General features: G+C 44.8%; 28 protein-coding genes. 1 reads left to right on the forward strand and 27 read right to left on the reverse strand.

Going from position 1 to position 17,129, the window contains the following annotated elements; genetic code table 11:
* Positions 1-14: 14 nt before the first annotated feature.
* Positions 15-1,373 (reverse strand): MFS transporter, encoded by a 1,359-nt coding sequence (locus KPL72_RS18045; protein WP_219703978.1) that lies wholly within the window; start codon positions 1,371-1,373, stop codon positions 15-17.
* Positions 1,374-1,530: 157 nt separating this feature from the next.
* Between KPL72_RS18045 and uvrA the strand changes: the two genes are divergently transcribed.
* Positions 1,531-4,353, forward strand: coding sequence for an excinuclease ABC subunit UvrA (uvrA, locus tag KPL72_RS18050; protein WP_212916902.1), 2,823 nt, complete (start codon positions 1,531-1,533; stop codon positions 4,351-4,353).
* Positions 4,354-4,473: 120 nt separating this feature from the next.
* Here uvrA and rplQ read toward each other — a convergent pair whose 3' ends face one another.
* From rplQ to rplD, 26 genes are all read right to left on the reverse strand, one after another.
* The gene (gene rplQ / locus KPL72_RS18055) at positions 4,474-4,851 is read right to left on the reverse strand and encodes a 50S ribosomal protein L17 (protein WP_113918294.1); all 378 of its coding nucleotides are present in this window, start codon (positions 4,849-4,851) and stop codon (positions 4,474-4,476) included.
* A gap of 42 nt (positions 4,852-4,893) precedes the next feature.
* Positions 4,894-5,898 (reverse strand): DNA-directed RNA polymerase subunit alpha, encoded by a 1,005-nt coding sequence (locus KPL72_RS18060; protein WP_012071911.1) that lies wholly within the window; start codon positions 5,896-5,898, stop codon positions 4,894-4,896.
* 33 nt (positions 5,899-5,931) lie between these two features.
* A complete protein-coding gene (gene rpsD, locus KPL72_RS18065) occupies positions 5,932-6,552 on the reverse strand; it encodes a 30S ribosomal protein S4 (protein WP_212916903.1) in 621 nt (206 codons plus the stop codon).
* Between the two features lie 16 nt (positions 6,553-6,568).
* Complete coding sequence (gene rpsK, locus KPL72_RS18070; protein WP_012071913.1) at positions 6,569-6,961, reverse strand: 30S ribosomal protein S11; 393 nt, start codon at positions 6,959-6,961, stop codon at positions 6,569-6,571.
* Positions 6,962-7,026: 65 nt separating this feature from the next.
* Positions 7,027-7,383 carry a 30S ribosomal protein S13 gene (gene rpsM / locus KPL72_RS18075; RefSeq protein WP_013797821.1) on the reverse strand — a complete coding sequence of 119 codons (357 nt, stop codon included), beginning with the start codon at positions 7,381-7,383 and terminating at the stop codon, positions 7,027-7,029.
* Positions 7,384-7,511: 128 nt separating this feature from the next.
* Positions 7,512-7,625, reverse strand: a complete 114-nt coding sequence (rpmJ, locus tag KPL72_RS18080; RefSeq protein ID WP_012071915.1) for a 50S ribosomal protein L36 — start codon at positions 7,623-7,625, stop codon at positions 7,512-7,514.
* Between the two features lie 19 nt (positions 7,626-7,644).
* Positions 7,645-8,976 carry a preprotein translocase subunit SecY gene (secY, locus tag KPL72_RS18085; RefSeq protein ID WP_072841822.1) on the reverse strand — a complete coding sequence of 444 codons (1,332 nt, stop codon included), beginning with the start codon at positions 8,974-8,976 and terminating at the stop codon, positions 7,645-7,647.
* Positions 8,977-9,411 (reverse strand): 50S ribosomal protein L15, encoded by a 435-nt coding sequence (rplO, locus tag KPL72_RS18090; RefSeq protein WP_100637475.1) that lies wholly within the window; start codon positions 9,409-9,411, stop codon positions 8,977-8,979.
* Position 9,412: 1 nt separating this feature from the next.
* The gene (gene rpmD, locus KPL72_RS18095) at positions 9,413-9,598 is read right to left on the reverse strand and encodes a 50S ribosomal protein L30 (RefSeq protein WP_012071918.1); all 186 of its coding nucleotides are present in this window, start codon (positions 9,596-9,598) and stop codon (positions 9,413-9,415) included.
* Positions 9,599-9,604: 6 nt separating this feature from the next.
* Positions 9,605-10,105 (reverse strand): 30S ribosomal protein S5, encoded by a 501-nt coding sequence (rpsE, locus tag KPL72_RS18100; RefSeq protein ID WP_113918292.1) that lies wholly within the window; start codon positions 10,103-10,105, stop codon positions 9,605-9,607.
* A 10-nt stretch (positions 10,106-10,115) separates the two neighbouring features.
* Complete coding sequence (rplR, locus tag KPL72_RS18105; RefSeq protein WP_168826650.1) at positions 10,116-10,466, reverse strand: 50S ribosomal protein L18; 351 nt, start codon at positions 10,464-10,466, stop codon at positions 10,116-10,118.
* 10 nt (positions 10,467-10,476) lie between these two features.
* Entirely contained in the window at positions 10,477-11,010 is a 534-nt protein-coding gene (rplF, locus tag KPL72_RS18110) for a 50S ribosomal protein L6 (RefSeq protein ID WP_212916905.1), read from the reverse strand.
* 8 nt (positions 11,011-11,018) lie between these two features.
* Entirely contained in the window at positions 11,019-11,411 is a 393-nt protein-coding gene (gene rpsH / locus KPL72_RS18115) for a 30S ribosomal protein S8 (protein ID WP_212916906.1), read from the reverse strand.
* Positions 11,412-11,540: 129 nt separating this feature from the next.
* Positions 11,541-11,846 carry a 30S ribosomal protein S14 gene (rpsN, locus tag KPL72_RS18120; RefSeq protein WP_110577373.1) on the reverse strand — a complete coding sequence of 102 codons (306 nt, stop codon included), beginning with the start codon at positions 11,844-11,846 and terminating at the stop codon, positions 11,541-11,543.
* A 12-nt stretch (positions 11,847-11,858) separates the two neighbouring features.
* Entirely contained in the window at positions 11,859-12,398 is a 540-nt protein-coding gene (rplE, locus tag KPL72_RS18125; protein WP_012071924.1) for a 50S ribosomal protein L5, read from the reverse strand.
* Positions 12,399-12,415: 17 nt separating this feature from the next.
* Positions 12,416-12,733: a 50S ribosomal protein L24 gene (rplX, locus tag KPL72_RS18130; RefSeq protein WP_212916907.1), complete on the reverse strand. Its 318-nt coding sequence runs from the start codon at positions 12,731-12,733 to the stop codon at positions 12,416-12,418.
* 17 nt (positions 12,734-12,750) lie between these two features.
* Complete coding sequence (rplN, locus tag KPL72_RS18135) at positions 12,751-13,119, reverse strand: 50S ribosomal protein L14 (protein WP_067020125.1); 369 nt, start codon at positions 13,117-13,119, stop codon at positions 12,751-12,753.
* A gap of 51 nt (positions 13,120-13,170) precedes the next feature.
* Positions 13,171-13,431 carry a 30S ribosomal protein S17 gene (rpsQ, locus tag KPL72_RS18140; protein ID WP_013797833.1) on the reverse strand — a complete coding sequence of 87 codons (261 nt, stop codon included), beginning with the start codon at positions 13,429-13,431 and terminating at the stop codon, positions 13,171-13,173.
* Position 13,432: 1 nt separating this feature from the next.
* Positions 13,433-13,624: a 50S ribosomal protein L29 gene (rpmC, locus tag KPL72_RS18145; RefSeq protein WP_110577370.1), complete on the reverse strand. Its 192-nt coding sequence runs from the start codon at positions 13,622-13,624 to the stop codon at positions 13,433-13,435.
* The gene (rplP, locus tag KPL72_RS18150) at positions 13,625-14,038 is read right to left on the reverse strand and encodes a 50S ribosomal protein L16 (protein WP_110577369.1); all 414 of its coding nucleotides are present in this window, start codon (positions 14,036-14,038) and stop codon (positions 13,625-13,627) included. It lies immediately after the preceding gene.
* Between the two features lie 10 nt (positions 14,039-14,048).
* Complete coding sequence (rpsC, locus tag KPL72_RS18155; protein ID WP_012071930.1) at positions 14,049-14,729, reverse strand: 30S ribosomal protein S3; 681 nt, start codon at positions 14,727-14,729, stop codon at positions 14,049-14,051.
* Positions 14,730-14,743: 14 nt separating this feature from the next.
* On the reverse strand, positions 14,744-15,076 hold the full coding sequence (rplV, locus tag KPL72_RS18160; protein WP_012071931.1) for a 50S ribosomal protein L22: 333 nt from the start codon (positions 15,074-15,076) through the stop codon (positions 14,744-14,746).
* A gap of 14 nt (positions 15,077-15,090) precedes the next feature.
* Positions 15,091-15,366, reverse strand: coding sequence for a 30S ribosomal protein S19 (gene rpsS / locus KPL72_RS18165; RefSeq protein WP_012071932.1), 276 nt, complete (start codon positions 15,364-15,366; stop codon positions 15,091-15,093).
* Between the two features lie 15 nt (positions 15,367-15,381).
* Positions 15,382-16,206, reverse strand: a complete 825-nt coding sequence (gene rplB, locus KPL72_RS18170) for a 50S ribosomal protein L2 (protein WP_114412702.1) — start codon at positions 16,204-16,206, stop codon at positions 15,382-15,384.
* 14 nt (positions 16,207-16,220) lie between these two features.
* A complete protein-coding gene (gene rplW / locus KPL72_RS18175) occupies positions 16,221-16,517 on the reverse strand; it encodes a 50S ribosomal protein L23 (protein ID WP_012071934.1) in 297 nt (98 codons plus the stop codon).
* Entirely contained in the window at positions 16,514-17,119 is a 606-nt protein-coding gene (gene rplD, locus KPL72_RS18180) for a 50S ribosomal protein L4 (protein WP_113918284.1), read from the reverse strand. The genes rplW and rplD overlap by 4 nt, the downstream gene beginning before the upstream one ends.
* Positions 17,120-17,129 lie beyond the last annotated feature (10 nt).

Here is a 17,129-nt window from a genome sequence, read left to right on the forward strand (position 1 = left end):
GAATAGTGTTTTACTTAAAGACGCACTTGCGGTGCCAGACGCACCAGAGCATCTTTGTCTAATATTTTTTTATCGACTTTCAGATAAGCGGTTTGCTCATCTTTAAAAATTTGCATACCTTCCACTCCTTGGATTTGCGTAAGTTGATCCGCCAACTTCGTTACTTCTTCATCTGTCATATTGGGCAGGCTAAACGCCAGACTACTTAACTGACGAGGTGCAGGCTGGATGGCACAAACAAGTGACCAAGCCAAAAACACCACGCCGACAACCCAAAAGACGCCACTGTTTGAATGATGTTGAAGCAGCCAACCGCCACCAACGCCACCCAAAAATGATCCCATAAATTGATGGGTAGAAAACACGCCCATCGCTGTGCCGCGATAACCAACTGGCGCTAACTTGCTAATAAGAGATGGCAACACAGCTTCCAGTGAGTTAAAGCCTACAAAATAAACCCATAACAACACCCCAAACACCCAAAGGTAAGGAGCCCATTGCAGCAATATCGAGCTTAAACCCAACAAAATCATTACGGCGATTAACACACCTTTTGTCTTACCTTTTGATTCGGCAATAATCACCAATGGTAGCATACCTGCGAAGGCAAAACCCATGATAGCTAAGTAAAGCCAGCTATGCTCTGACAAGGGTAAATCAAATTGTTGAATCAACAAATTTGGCACAGTGACAAACAGCGCCATTAGGCTTGCATGCAACAACAAAACACTCACATTCAGGAACCGTAGTTTCGAGTCTTTCAGCACCAAACCAAGAGCCTTAAGGCTCGGAGTCGTGTCACGTTTAAAGGTGTGCTGGACAATATTCGGCACAGCAAAAATGATCAAGAGTATGCCCAGTAAAGATAATGCAAAGGACAAATAAAACAGCCCAGAAAGTCCGACCAAGGCAAAAATCCAAGGCCCTAATACCAAAGACAACATAAACGAGGCGCCGATACTAATACCGACAATCGCCATGGCTTTGGTACGGTTTTGCTCTCTTGTTACATCACTCAATAACGCCATTAAAGTACTGGCAATAGCGCCCGCGCCCTGAACCGCTCGCCCAACAATCAATGTATTGATATTGCTCGCATTAGCACAGATCAAACTCCCTACAGCAAACAGCAACAGCCCGATAATAATGACACGTTTACGGCCGATTTTATCCGACCACATACCCATCGGAATCTGCAAACTCGCTTGAGTCAGGCCATAGATACCGATCGCGGTGCCGATTAAAGCTGCATCCGCTCCAGTTAGTCCATCAGCTGCAACACTAATGACGGGCATAATTAGGAATAAACCTAACATTCGGAATAAATAGATCAGTGCTAAAGCAAGAACTGAACGTCGTTCAAGTAGATCCATAAGGAGGTTTCAACCGTTTAACTAGGTGGTTAAGAAAAAAGATTGTCAATTTTACAAAAAATACCGTTGAAGCTCCATTTCAACTACTGTAAAAATAGACAGTTATTTAATTTACTGACAGATTTCTTTCTGTTGATCGACTTCACATTGGAGACTCATGGATACCATTACCATACGCGGGGCCCGCACACACAATTTAAAAAATGTGGACCTAGACATCCCAAGAGACAAACTTGTGGTGATTACTGGCCTATCCGGCTCAGGTAAATCCTCTCTCGCTTTCGATACTTTGTACGCAGAAGGACAACGTCGCTATGTAGAATCCCTTTCGACATACGCTCGACAGTTTTTGTCCATGATGGAAAAGCCAGACATAGACCACATTGAAGGCCTTTCACCAGCCATCTCTATCGAGCAAAAATCGACTTCCCATAACCCTCGATCAACAGTCGGTACAATAACAGAAATCTATGATTATCTACGATTGTTATTTGCTCGAGCAGGGCAACCTCGCTGCCCAGATCATGGTGAGCCACTAGAGGCGCAAACCATATCACAAATGGTTGATAAAGTTATATCGCTACCAGAAGAAACTAAGATGATGCTACTTGCACCGATCGTCAAGGATCGAAAAGGTGAGCACTTACACACTATCAGCGATCTACTTTCAAAAGGCTTTATTCGCGCGCGAATCAATGGCATCGTCGTCGACTTAGATGATGCGCCAGCATTAGAGAAAAACAAGAAACACACAATCGAAGTGGTTATTGACCGTTTCAAAGTTCGCTCCGATCTACAACTTCGTTTGGCAGAATCCTTTGAAACTTGTCTTGGCTTATCTGACGGTATCGCCAAAGTCATCAATATGGATGATGACCAAGAAGAATATATTTTCTCTAGTAAATTTGCCTGTCCAGTTTGTGGTTACAGCTTAACGGAATTAGAACCTCGTCTATTCTCATTTAACAACCCAAATGGTGCCTGCCAGACATGCGATGGATTAGGCACTCATCAAATGTTTGATCCAGATCGAATCATTCAAGATGAAACACTAACGCTTGCTGAAGGTGCGATCCGAGGCTGGGGCCGACGTAGTATTTTTTACTACCAGCAACTTAGCGCCTTAGCGAAACACTATGGATTCGACATAGAGTCGAAATACAAAGATATACCGAGCGATTTCAAGAAACGCATTTTACAAGGCTCAGGTAAAGACAAAATAGATTTCATCTACATCAATGAACGTGGCGACAAAATGACACGCTCTCATTCATTTGAAGGTGTCATCCCAAATTTGCAACGTCGCTATCACGAAACAGAATCTGATAGTGTACGTGATGACCTTTCACAGTACATCAGCATTCAACCTTGTCCAGATTGCCATGGCTCTCGACTCAATCGGTCTGCTCGTAACGTCTTTATTGCTGAACAAACATTACCGGAAGTCGTGACCTACCCAATCGCAGAATGCTTGAAGTATTTTGAAACACTTGAACTTCCAGGATCACGCGGTGAAATCGCCTCTAAAATTCTTAAAGAGATACGAGACAGATTAACCTTCTTGGTAAACGTTGGCTTGGACTATCTAACATTAGATCGAAAAGCAGACTCACTATCTGGTGGCGAAGCACAACGAATCCGACTTGCTAGTCAAATTGGTGCCGGTTTAGTGGGGGTTATGTATATCCTTGATGAGCCGTCTATTGGTTTGCATCAACGCGATAACGAAAGACTGATAGCCACACTGACCAGACTAAGAGACCTAGGCAATACTGTCATTGTCGTTGAACACGATGAAGACGCCATTCGTATCGCTGACTTTGTTGTCGACATTGGTCCTGGCGCAGGCATTCACGGTGGCGAAATTATCGCCAGTGGTACGCCACAAGACATAATGAATTGTCCTGAATCCATTACAGGACAGTTTCTAACAGGCAAACGCAAAATTGACATTCCAGCTATTCGCCATCAAGCCAAGGACAAACAATTCCTTAAGTTAGTAGGTGCAACAGGTAACAATCTAAATACTGTTGATCTTAAAATCCCTGTCGGTGTAATGACTTGTATCACTGGCGTTTCTGGATCTGGTAAATCGACATTAATAAACGGCACGCTGTACCCACTGGCCGCTACAGCACTTAATGGCGCAACAACACTTAAAGCGGCGCCTCATGAACGTATTGAAGGTTTAGAATTATTTGATAAGTGTGTGGACATTGATCAAAGCCCTATCGGACGCACACCAAGATCAAACCCAGCAACCTATACTGGTATCTTCACTCCAATGAGGGAACTGTTCTCAGCGACACAAGAATCTCGCTCACGAGGCTATAAGCCAGGGCGATTCAGCTTTAACGTAAAAGGTGGCCGCTGTGAAGCTTGCCAAGGCGATGGCGTAATCAAGGTTGAGATGCACTTTCTTCCTGATATCTACGTTCCTTGTGATACTTGTAAAGGTAAACGCTACAATCGCGAAACGTTAGAAATCCATTACAAAGGCAAGAACATTCACGAATGCTTAGAAATGACCATTGAAGACGCTAGAGAGTTCTTTGACCCGGTTCCTTCTATCGCAAGAAAGCTACAAACCCTGATAGACGTTGGTTTGGGTTATATTCGCCTTGGACAAGCGGCGACAACGCTTTCTGGCGGTGAAGCACAGCGAGTTAAACTGGCAAAAGAACTGTCTAAACGTGATACAGGTACAACACTCTATATTCTAGATGAGCCGACAACAGGCCTGCACTTTGCTGATATAGAACAGCTGCTAAAGGTGCTTCATCGATTAAGAGATCACGGCAACACCGTCGTTGTCATTGAGCATAACCTTGATGTGATAAAAACAGCAGATTGGATCGTAGATTTAGGCCCTGAAGGCGGCAGCGGCGGCGGATACATAGTCGCTGAAGGAACGCCTGAAGACATAGCAAAAGCAGAGAAGTCTCACACAGGACGATTCTTGAAACATATGCTAAATTAGTCATCACATAGAAAATAAAAAACCGGTAAATTTTTACCGGTTTTTTTGTGCCTGAACATCAGTTTAATTTTTGCAAAAAAAAGCCGAGCTATTAGCTCGGCTTTTTATTACAAACTGATATTACTCAGCGGCTTCTGTAACTGGACGATCGACCAATTCAACATAAGCCATAGGCGCGTTGTCACCTGTGCGGAAGCCACATTTAAGAATGCGAACATAACCACCAGGACGAGCTTGGTAACGAGGACCAAGTTCAGAAAACAATTTACCTACTGCATCTTTGCTACGAGTACGAGCAAAGGCAAGGCGACGATTCGCAACAGAATCAACTTTCGCCAATGTGATCAATGGCTCAGCAACACGACGTAGTTCTTTAGCTTTCGGCAACGTAGTTTTAATAACTTCGTGTTCGAACAAAGAAGCAGCCATGTTTTTAAACATCGCTTTACGATGTGAGCTAGTACGGTTTAAGTGACGTCCACTCTTACGATGACGCATTTTACATTCCTTACCAAACTACGGTGGTCAGGGAACAATGACCTAGCGAGCTAGAACTTTGCTATCGTCCTTCAAACTAGCCGGTGGCCAATTCTCTAAACGCATTCCCAAAGACAAACCACGCTGTGCTAAAACATCTTTGATTTCAGTTAACGACTTCTTACCTAGGTTAGGCGTCTTAAGAAGCTCAACCTCAGTACGTTGAATCAAATCACCGATGTAATAAATGTTCTCTGCTTTTAAACAGTTAGCACTGCGAACGGTCAATTCAAGATCATCAACCGGGCGTAGCAAAATTGGATCAATCTCATCCTCTTCTTCTACAACAGGTGCTTCGCTTTCGCTTTCAAGGGCGACAAAAACCGCGATTTGCTGTTGTAAAATAGTCGCTGCACGACGAATTGCTTCTTCAGGATCGATAGTACCATTAGATTCGATGTCTAAGACTAACTTATCTAAATCTGTACGCTGCTCTACACGAGCATTATCGACACTGTACGCAACACGGCGAACAGGGCTGAATGAGGCATCCAGTTGCAAGCGACCGATTGGACGAGTCTCATCGTCGCCAGCAACACGAGCATCAGCAGGCTCATAACCACGGCCACGTGCGACTTTGATCTGCATAGTTAATTCAGCAGTGTCATCCAAGTGCGCAATAATGTGATCCGGGTTAGCGATCTCTGCATCAGCAACCAACTGGATATCTCCAGCTGTTACGATACCAGGACCTTTTTTACTTAGAGTAAGAGTTGCTTCATCTTGCCCGTGTAGAGCGATCGCAACTCCTTTCAGGTTAAGAAGAATTTCAATTACATCTTCTTTAACCCCTTCGATTGCGCTGTATTCGTGTAATACACCGTCGATTTCAACTTCAACAATCGCACAACCTGGCATTGAAGAAAGCAAGATACGGCGCAGTGCGTTACCCAAAGTATGACCAAAACCACGTTCTAGCGGTTGCAGTGTAACTTTAGCGCGACAGTTGCCTAGTTCCTGAACTTCAATGTTGCGTGGGGTTAACAATTCGCTCACTGAACGCTGCATAGATCCACCTATTTCTTAATCCTAATTACCGACTTACTTAGAGTAAAGTTCAACAATTAGGTTCTCATTAATTTCAGCTGATAAATCGGCACGTTCTGGAAGTGCTTTGTAAGTAGCTTCCAGTTTAGTTGAATCAACTTCGATCCAATGGATCGGTGCACGACCTTTAGATAGCTCTAGTGCGCTTTGTACACGCAATTGCTTCTTAGCTTTTTCACGGATTGACACAACGTCACCAGCTTTAACTTGGTAAGACGGAATGTTAACCGTAGCGCCATTAACTAGAATGCCTTTATGGCCTACTAGCTGACGAGCCTCCGCACGTGTAGAACCAAAACCTGCGCGATATACAACGTTATCTAAACGTGATTCCAAAAGTTGCAGAAGGTTTTCACCAGTTGCACCTTTAAGGCGAGCTGCAGATTTGTAGTAATTACGGAATTGTTTTTCAAGAACACCGTACATACGACGTACTTTTTGTTTCTCACGTAACTGTAAGCCGTAATCAGAAAGACGACCGCGACGTGCACCGTGCACACCAGGAACCGTTTCTACTTTACATTTCGACTCAAGAGCGCGTGAACCGCTCTTCAATTGCAAGTCGGTACCTTCACGACGAGACAACTTACAAGTTGGACCTATATAACGAGCCATGTATCTGTCTCCTCAATTAAACGCGACGTTTCTTAGGTGGACGGCAACCGTTGTGCGGAATTGGCGTCACATCTGTGATGTTATTAATACGCAAGCCCAATGCATTTAATGCACGAACTGCGGACTCACGACCAGGACCTGGGCCCTTAATCATTACGTCAACGTTTTTAAGGCCGAACTCTTGTGCGACAGTACCGGCACGTTCCGCTGCTACTTGAGCTGCGAAAGGAGTACTTTTACGAGATCCGCGAAAACCAGAACCACCGGCAGTAGCCCAAGACAAAGCATTGCCTTGGCGGTCAGTGATAGTCACGATCGTGTTATTAAATGACGCGTGTACATGAGCAACACCGTCGACGACCGTCTTTTTGACTTTTTTCTTGGTGTTGCGCGTAGCTGGCTTAGCCATATTGCACTTTCCTATTTAATGCTCAGCTCTAGCGAACTTAGTGGCTAGAGCGAAACGCGTTTAAATTACTTACGAATAGGCTTACGAGGGCCTTTTCGTGTACGAGCGTTCGTTTTGGTACGTTGACCACGAACTGGTAGGCTGCGGCGATGACGAATCCCGCGATTACAACCTAGGTCCATCAAGCGTTTGATAGACATACTGACTTCACGACGTAAGTCACCCTCTACAGTATACTTAGCAACTTCACCACGAAGTTCATCAAGGATATCATCACTTAATGAACCAATTTTCGCAGTTTCAGCAACACCCGTAGCAGCGCAGATAGCGCGTGAACGAGTGCGACCAATTCCGAAGATGTAAGTCAGAGAAATGACCGCATGTTTATTGTCAGGAATATTGACACCGGCTATACGAGCCATTCACTTTACTCCGTTGTTATTGATGATTAAATGTTAATTCATCACTTTACTTTCATGAGGGCGGCTGATTATGCCTATCTTTAGGACATAAATCAACCACCCTTTCCCATCATCGAGCGAACTCGCTATTAACCTTGACGTTGTTTGTGACGAGGCTCAACGCAAATCACTCGAACTGAACCGTTACGACGAACGATTTTGCAGTTACGACAGATTTTCTTTACAGATGCACGTACTTTCATGTTCAACTCCAACCTACGCTTAACGCATTAGGCCATTTGGACCATAACCAGTCAGATTAGATTTCTTCATTAATGACTCGTATTGCTGACTCATCAAATGACTTTGCACTTGCGACATAAAGTCCATGACAACTACCACTACGATCAACATAGAAGTACCGCCAAAGTAGAATGGAACATTCCACGCAACAACAAAGAACTGAGGCATCAGAGACACTAGAGTGATGTATAAAGCACCAAACAGTGTCAAACGAGTCATTACACCATCAATATATCGAGCTGTATGATCGCCTGGACGAATACCCGGCAAAAAAGCACCGGATTTTTTTAAGTTATCTGCCACATCTTTAGGGTTGAACACTAGCGCCGTATAGAAGAAGCAAAAGAAAACAATTGCTATCGCAAACAACAGCACATAGAGCGGTTGCCCAGGAGCTAGAGCCAAAGAGATATTTTGCAACCATTCCATTCCTTCACCCTGACCAAACCATTGTCCGATCGAAGCTGGAAACAAAAGGATACTTGAAGCAAAGATAGGTGGAATTACACCAGCCATGTTCACTTTAAGAGGCAAATGACTCTTTTGTGCAGCAAATACTTTTTTGCCTTGCTGACGCTTAGCATAATTAACCGTGATACGACGCTGACCGCGCTCGATGAAAACAACGAATGCGATAGTCGCAATGGCTAATATACCAATTAGCAACAAGGCTAAAATATTAATATCGCCTTGACGAGCCGACTCAAATGAACGGCCTAAAGCAGAAGGCAGGCCTGCAACGATACCCGCAAAGATAAGAATGGATATACCATTACCAATACCTTTCTCGGTAACTTGCTCACCTAACCACATCAAGAAAACAGTACCAGCGACAAGAGTTACAACAGCAACAGCATAGAATTCCATACCATTACTAAATGAGATCCCTTGGCTTGCCAAGCCAACTGCCATACTAGCAGATTGAACAAGAGCAAGAAGCACAGTGCCGTAACGAGTGTATTGAGTAATCTTACGACGACCCGCTTCACCCTCTTTCTTTAGCTGCTCTAGCTGAGGACTCACAACCGTCAATAACTGCATAATAATAGAGGCAGAAATGTAGGGCAAAATCCCAAGCGCAAAAATACTCATGCGCTCAAGCGCGCCCCCTGAGAATACGTTAAATAAACTCAGAATAGTGCCTTCATTTTGATCAAACAACGCAGACAATCTGTCAGGATTAATGCCTGGAACAGGTATGTGCGCACCGATTCGGTATACAATAATTGCTAGAAAAACGAAACGGATACGAGCCCAAAGCTCGCTTAATCCGTTTTGCATACCAGCTGGTAGTGAGCCACGCTTTGCCATTTATTCCTCGACTTTTCCGCCAGCTGCTTCAATAGCGGCACGAGCACCTTTAGTCACTTTAAGACCACGAACAGTGATAGCTTTGTCGATAGAACCAGACAAAATCACACGTGCAGTCTTAATTTGATGACCAAGAATGTCGGCGCTTTTAAGAGCAGCCAAATCTACAACTTCAGCATTTACAGCAGCAAGCTCGTTTAAACGAACCTCAGCAACATACTTTGCCTGACGTGAAGTAAAACCGAATTTTGGCAGACGACGCTGCAAAGGCATTTGACCACCTTCAAAACCAGGTTTTACTGAGCCACCAGAACGAGATTTAAGACCTTTATGGCCTCGTCCGCCGGTTTTGCCCAAGCCGCTACCAATGCCGCGACCAACACGTTTAGGAGCATGCTTGCTACCTTCGCCAGGACGAAGTGTATTTAAGAACATGTTATTCCCCTACCACTTTAACCATGTAATAAACTTTATTAACCATACCACGTACAGAAGGAGTATCTTCCAACTCACGTGTTTGGCCAACTTTACGCAAACCCAAGCCTTTAACAGTTTCACGGTGCTTTGGAAGACGACCGATCGGGCTGCGGGTTAGTTGAACTGTGATGGTATTATTCGCCATGACACATTACCCCAAAATTTGATCGACTGACTTACCGCGTTTTGCCGCGATTTGTTCAGGTGCTTTCATATCCTGCAAACCTTTGATCGTAGCGCGAACTACGTTTACTGGGTTTGTGGAACCGTAACATTTCGCCAAAACGTTGTGAACGCCAGCGATTTCTAGAACCGCACGCATTGCACCACCGGCGATGATACCAGTACCTTGAGACGCAGGCTGCATGTAAACTTTAGATGCTCCGTGATTCGCTTTAACAGGATACTGTAGAGTATCACCATCTAGCTTAACAGAGACCATGTTACGGCGAGCTTGCTCCATTGCTTTTTGAATAGCTTGAGGAACTTCACGCGCTTTACCACGACCAAAGCCAACTTTACCTTTACCATCACCAACGACTGTCAAAGCTGTGAAAGAGAAGATACGACCACCCTTTACAACTTTAGCAACGCGGTTTACTTGAACTAGCTTCTCTTGGAGGTCGCTAGTTTGTTGATCATTAACTGCCATTTGCTACCCCTTAGAACTCTAGACCGGCTTCACGTGCAGCGTCAGCAAGAACTTGAACGCGGCCATGATATTTGAAGCCAGAACGGTCGAATGCGACCGAAGTGACACCTGCTTCTTTAGCGCGTGTAGCAATCAAAGTGCCGACTTCTTTAGCCGCTACTTTATTACCAGTCGCTGAGCCACGAAGAGCTTCTTCAAGAGTAGAAGCACTAGCTAGTACTTTACTACCACAAGGAGAAATCACTTGAGCATACATATGGCGTGGTGTGCGATGTACAGTAAGACGATTCGCACCTAAGTCACGAATATGCAAACGAGCACGACGTGCACGACGAATCCGAGATTGTTTTTTAGTGTTCATGAATGCCTACCTACTTCTTCTTAGCTTCTTTACGACGAATTACTTCGTCAGAATAGCGAACACCTTTGCCTTTATATGGCTCTGGTGGACGGAAACCGCGAACTTCTGCAGCAACCTGACCAACGGCTTGTTTATCAATGCCACGGATCACGACTTCTGTTTGAGAAGCACATTCAGCTGTTACGCCTTCAGGAAGTTCGTAATCTACTGGGTGAGAGAAACCCAGAGATAGGTTAAGTACATTGCCTTTAAGCGCAGCACGGTAACCAACACCTTGAAGAAACAATCTTTTCTCGAAACCTTGACTAACACCAACAACCATGTTGTTAACCAAAGCACGAGTTGTACCAGCTAAGGCACGGCTTTGTTTTGCACCATCGCGCGCAGCGAAGGTAATAACATTTTCTTCTTTAGACACTTGTACGCTTGTGTGAACATTAAACTCTAAAGAACCTTTGCCGCCTTTAACAACAACAGTTTGTCCATTTAGGGTTAAATCTACACCACTAGGAAGCGTCACGGGACTATTAGCAACTCGAGACATACTAACTCCTAGAATACTGTGCAGATTACTTCGCCACCGATACCAGCAGCACGAGCTGCACGGTCTGTCATCACACCTTTAGAGGTAGAAATGATTGCAACACCAAGGCCAGCTTCTACTTTAGGTAGAGCACTAGTGCCTTTGTATTGACGCAAACTTGGGCGAGATGCGCGTTTGATTTGTTCGATAACTGGCTTACCTTCGTAGTATTTCAACTCGATAGTAAGCGTCGGTTTTATTGCTTCGTCTACAGAAAAGTCACCTACGTAACCTTCTTCGCGTAGAACAGCAGCAATCGATGTCTTCATTTTTGATGAAGGCATGCTCACAGAGGTCTTTGCAGCCATCTGTGCATTACGAATACGTGTAAACATATCCGCAAGGGTATCTTGCATACTCATTTAAGAGCTCCTAATTTAAAAACCATTGTGCAGCAAATAGAGCTCGCGCATAGTACACAGCAGCGAGCAGAATGTCCAGTATTTAGACACTCCACTCACTGCCATGTATTATGATCGCGCTCTACTTGCTTACCAACTAGCTTTCTTCAAGCCTGGTACGTCGCCACGCATCGCTGCTTCACGCAACTTGATACGAGACAGACCGAAGCGACGGTATACACCGTGCGGACGGCCTGTAATTTGGCAACGGTTACGTTGGCGTGAAGAAGATGAATCGCGTGGAAGCGCTTGCAATTTAAGCGTCGCTTCCCACTTTTCATCGTCCGATGCATTAACGTCGCTAATGATCGCTTTTAGAGCCGCACGCTTTTCAGCGAATTTAGCTACTAATTTGGTACGTTTTGCTTCGCGCTGAATCATTGATATTTTAGCCATGATTCCTACCTCTTATTTCTTGAAAGGGAAACTAAAGGCTGCTAGCAAAGCACGACCTTCTTCATCGGTACGAGCAGTCGTTGTAATGGTAATGTCCATACCACGTACACGATCTACTTTATCGTAATCGATCTCAGGGAAGATGATTTGCTCTTTAACACCCATACTGTAGTTACCACGACCGTCGAAAGACTTAGGATTAAGTCCACGGAAGTCACGGATACGTGGAATAGCAACATCAACCAAACGGTCGAAGAAATCCCACATACGCTCGCCACGTAGAGTCACTTTACAACCGATCGGGTAACCGTCACGGATTTTAAAGCCTGCTACAGATTTGCGAGCTTTAGTCACTACAACTTTTTGGCCGCTAAGTGCTTCAAGATCATTTACCGCATGCTCAAGAAGTTTCTTGTCTGCGATAGCTTCACCAACACCCATATTTAAAGTGATTTTAGTGATTTTAGGCACTTCCATCACATTCTTGTAGCTAAACTCTTCTGTAAGTTTTGCTACAACTTGATCTTTATAAACTTGCTTAAGTCTCGCCATGGCTATAATTCTCGCTCTTAGGCGTCGATCGCTTCACTATTTGATTTAAAAACACGCACTTTCGTACCGTCTTCGTTCAATTTAAAGCCGACGCGATCCGCTTTACCCGTAGCATTGTTAAAAATGGCTACATTGGAAACCTGGATAGGTGCTTCTTGTTCAACGATACCACCAGTTGACCCCTTCATAGGGTTTGGCTTCTCGTGCTTCTTAACAGTATTAATGCCAGAAACTAGAACTCGGTTTTCGTCTACTACCTTAACAACTTTACCGCGTTTGCCTTTGTCTTTCCCAGCAATCACGATAACTTCGTCGTTACGTTTGATCTTACGCATAATGTCCCCTCTCCCTCTTACAGCACTTCAGGTGCAAGAGAAACAATTTTCATGAACTGCTCAGTACGCAATTCACGTGTTACAGGGCCAAAGATACGAGTACCAATAGGCTGTCCTGAAGCATTCAATAGAACCGCTGAGTTTACATCAAAACGGATCACTGAACCATCAGAACGACGAACACCTTTCTTAGTTCTAACGACAACTGCGTTAAGAACCTGCCCTTTTTTAACACGACCACGAGGGATCGCTTCTTTCACTGTGACCTTAATGATGTCACCGATAGCAGCATAACGACGATGTGAGCCACCCAGTACTTTAATACACTGAACACGCTTTGCGCCGCTGTTATCTGCTACATCAAGCATCGATTCTGTTTGAATCATTACTGCTCTCCAATCAAATTAGATAACAAGTCTCACGAAGGAAGGAGCAGCTTATACAGCTGCTGCTTTCTCTACAACTTGAACCAGATTCCAAGTCTTAGACTTAGAGTAAGGGCGTGTTTCAACGACCTTAACTGTATCACCGATCTGGCACTCATTGTTTTCATCGTGAGCGTGTAGTTTAGTCGAACGACGTACAAACTTACCGTATAAAGGGTGTTTTTCTGTACGCTCAACTAGTACCGTGATGGTTTTATCCATCTTGTCGCTTACTACCTTACCAGTAGCTGTACGCGCTTTTGTTTCTGCCATCTTAGTTACCTGCCTTATCATTTAGCACGGTTTTAACACGTGCGATATTGCGGCGAACTTGCGAGAGCAAATGAGTTTGCGCTAACTGACCAGTGGCTTTCTGCATGCGCAGAGTAAATTGCTCACGTAGCAGTTCAATCAAGGTCGCTTGTAGCTCAGCTACAGACTTTTCTTGCAGTTCTTTTGCTTTCATCTACATCACCGTACGCGTTACGAAAGTTGTGGACAGAGGAAGCTTAGCAGCAGCCAACGCGAATGCTTCGCGAGCTAACTGTTCTGAAACGCCCTCAACTTCATAAAGCATTTTTCCAGGTTGAATCTGTGCAACCCAGTATTCTACGCTACCCTTACCTTTACCCTGACGAACCTCAAGAGGCTTCTGAGTAATCGGCTTATCAGGGAACACACGAATCCAGATTTTACCGCCACGCTTGATGTGACGAGTCATTGCACGACGCGCCGCTTCAATTTGACGAGCAGTAAGACGACCACGTTCTGTGGACTTCAATCCGAATTCACCAAAGCTAACTTGGTTTCCGCGAAGAGCAAGACCGCGGTTACGGCCTTTCTGCATTTTGCGGAACTTAGTACGTTTCGGTTGTAACATGACTTACCCCCTACTTAGACTTCTTCTTTTGTGCGCCTTTGTCAGCTCGCACTTGTTCAATACCGCCCAAGATTTCGCCTTTGAAGATCCACACTTTTACGCCAATGATGCCGTAAGTTGTAGCAGCTTCATAAGTAGCGTAGTCAATGTCAGCGCGTAGAGTGTGTAGAGGCACACGGCCTTCACGGTACCACTCAGCACGTGCAATTTCTGCACCGCCTAAACGACCACTTACCTGAACCTTGATACCTTTCGCGCCTGCACGCATAGCATTTTGTACTGCGCGCTTCATAGCACGACGGAACATTACGCGACGCTCAAGTTGGCTAGCAATATTTTGCGCAACCAATTTAGCATCCATTTCAGGCTTACGAATTTCTTCGATGTTGATGTGGACAGGTACGCCCATCATTTCAGAAACTGCATTACGTAGCTTCTCAACATCTTCGCCTTTCTTACCAATCACGATACCCGGACGGGCAGTGTGAATTGTAATACGAGCGGTCTGAGCAGGACGCTGAATCTCGATACGAGAAACAGAAGCCTGGACCAATTTTTTCTCCAGGAACGCACGAACCTGAAGATCGTTTAATAACAGCTTAGAGTAGTTTTGATTATTCGCATACCAAGTAGAAGTATGATCTTTAACTATCCCTAGGCGTATACCAGTTGGATGAACCTTCTGACCCATTGGGTTTCTCCTAATTAGTCAGCGACTTTAACTGTGATATGGCAACCGCGTTTTAGAATACGGTCAGCACGGCCTTTGGCACGTGGCATAATACGCTTTAGAGTCATAGCCTCATCAACGTAAGCCGTAGACACACGCAAGTCATCTACATCAGCACCTTCGTTATGCTCAGCGTTAGCTATAGCAGACTCTAGTACTTTCTTAACAATTACTGCCGCCTTCTTAGGACTGAACGTTAAAATGTTCAGTGCTTCGCTAACAGATTTGCCGCGGATTTGATCTACAACCAAACGGGCCTTCTGCGCTGAGAGGCGAGCACCCTTCAATGAAGCTTTTACTTCACTCATGTTAATACCCCTTATTACCGTTTGGCTTTCTTGTCCGCAGCATGACCACGATATGTACGGGTCGGAGCGAACTCACCCAATTTATGACCGACCATATCTTCAGTTACTAGAACTGGAACATGCTGGCGACCATTATGGACAGCGATAGTCAACCCTACAAAATCAGGGAAGATAGTAGAACGGCGTGACCAAGTTTTAATTGGACGACGATCATTTTTCTCTACCGCAGCCTCTACCTTTTTCAACAAATGAAGGTCGATAAAAGGACCTTTTTTTAGTGAACGTGGCACAGTCGTTTCCTCTTATTACTTAGTACGGCGACGTACAATAAGTTTGTCAGTACGCTTGTTGCTGCGTGTTTTGTAACCTTTAGTAGGCACACCCCATGGCGTAACTGGGTGACGACCACCTTTGCTACGACCTTCACCACCACCATGCGGGTGATCCACTGGGTTCATCGCCGAACCGCGAACGGTAGGACGAACACCACGCCAACGCGTAGCACCAGCTTTACCAAGAACTCGTAAGCTATGCTCAGAGTTTGATACTTCACCTAAAGTAGCGCGACATTCCGTCAATACTTTACGCATTTCACCTGAACGTAGGCGAAGAGTAACGTAACGACCTTCACGAGCAACTAGCTGAGCAGAAGCACCAGCAGAACGTGCAACTTGTGCACCTTTACCTGGCTTAAGCTCGACACAGTGTACGGTACTACCAACTGGGATATTTTGCAGAGGCAAAGTATTACCCGCTTTGATAGGCGCATCTGCACCACTAAAAACGATATTGCCAGCGACCATACCTTTGGAAGCGATAATGTAACGACGCTCACCATCAGCATATCTAATCAATGCAATATTTGCAGAACGGTTTGGATCATATTCCAAACGCTCAACTACCGCAGAAATCCCATCTTTGTTACGACGGAAATCAACCATACGGTAATGCTGCTTATGACCACCACCTACGTGACGCGTAGTGATGCGTCCGTTATTGTTACGTCCACCAGATTTGCTTTTTGTGTCTAGCAAAGGTGCATATGGTGCGCCTTTGTGCAAATCGTTGTTGGTAACTTTAACAACGTGACGACGGCCTGCAGACGTTGGCTTACTTTTAACAACAGCCATTGACCTATCTCCCCTTATTCAGCGACCATGAAATCAATGTCTTGGCCTTCAGCCAAACGTACATACGCTTTTTTCACGTCTTTACGTTTACCTAGACCACGAACTGTACGCTTAGTTTTACCTTTATGGTTCAACGTGCGAACAGACTCAACTTTGACTTCAAAAAGCGCTTCGATAGCTTGTTTGATTTCAGGTTTCGTTGCATCACCAGTTACACGAAAAACGTACTGACCATTACCTTCGGCAACGATTGTAGCTTTTTCGGAAATGTGTGGACCCAACAGAACTTTATAAATACGTTCGCCGATCATGCTAGTGCCTCCTCAACTTGTTTCAGAGCACCAACTGTCACCAACACTTTGTCGTAAGCAATCAAGCTAACAGGGTCGATAGACGCTGCATCACGTACATCTACGTTAGGAATGTTGCGAGCCGCTAAGAATAAATTGTCATCCAATTGATCGGAAACAATCAAAGCGTTCTCAATATTCAATTCTGCCATTTTTGCTATGAAGAGCTTAGTTTTTGGAGCTTCCAATTTAAGATCTTCTACAACAACAAGACGGTCTTGACGTACAAGCTCAGACCAGATGGTGCGCATTGCTGCACGGTACATCTTCTTGTTCACTTTCTGAGAGTGATCTTGTGGCTTAGCAGCGAAAGTAACACCACCAGAGCGCCATAAAGGGCTACGGATAGTACCTGCGCGTGCACGACCAGAACCTTTTTGTTTCCAAGGTTTGCGTCCACCACCTGCTACTTCAGAGCGTGTTTTCTGTGCACGTGAGCCTTGACGAGCGCCAGCCAAGTAAGATGTAACTACTTGGTGAACCAACGCTTCGTTATATTCACGAGCAAAGGCTACATCAGAAACTTCTACAGTTCCTTCTGCGCCTGTTAGATTCAAGTTCATTGTCTACCCC

It is taken from the genome of Marinomonas lutimaris, from assembly GCF_019426345.1.
Lineage (GTDB): Bacteria > Pseudomonadota > Gammaproteobacteria > Pseudomonadales > Marinomonadaceae > Marinomonas > Marinomonas lutimaris.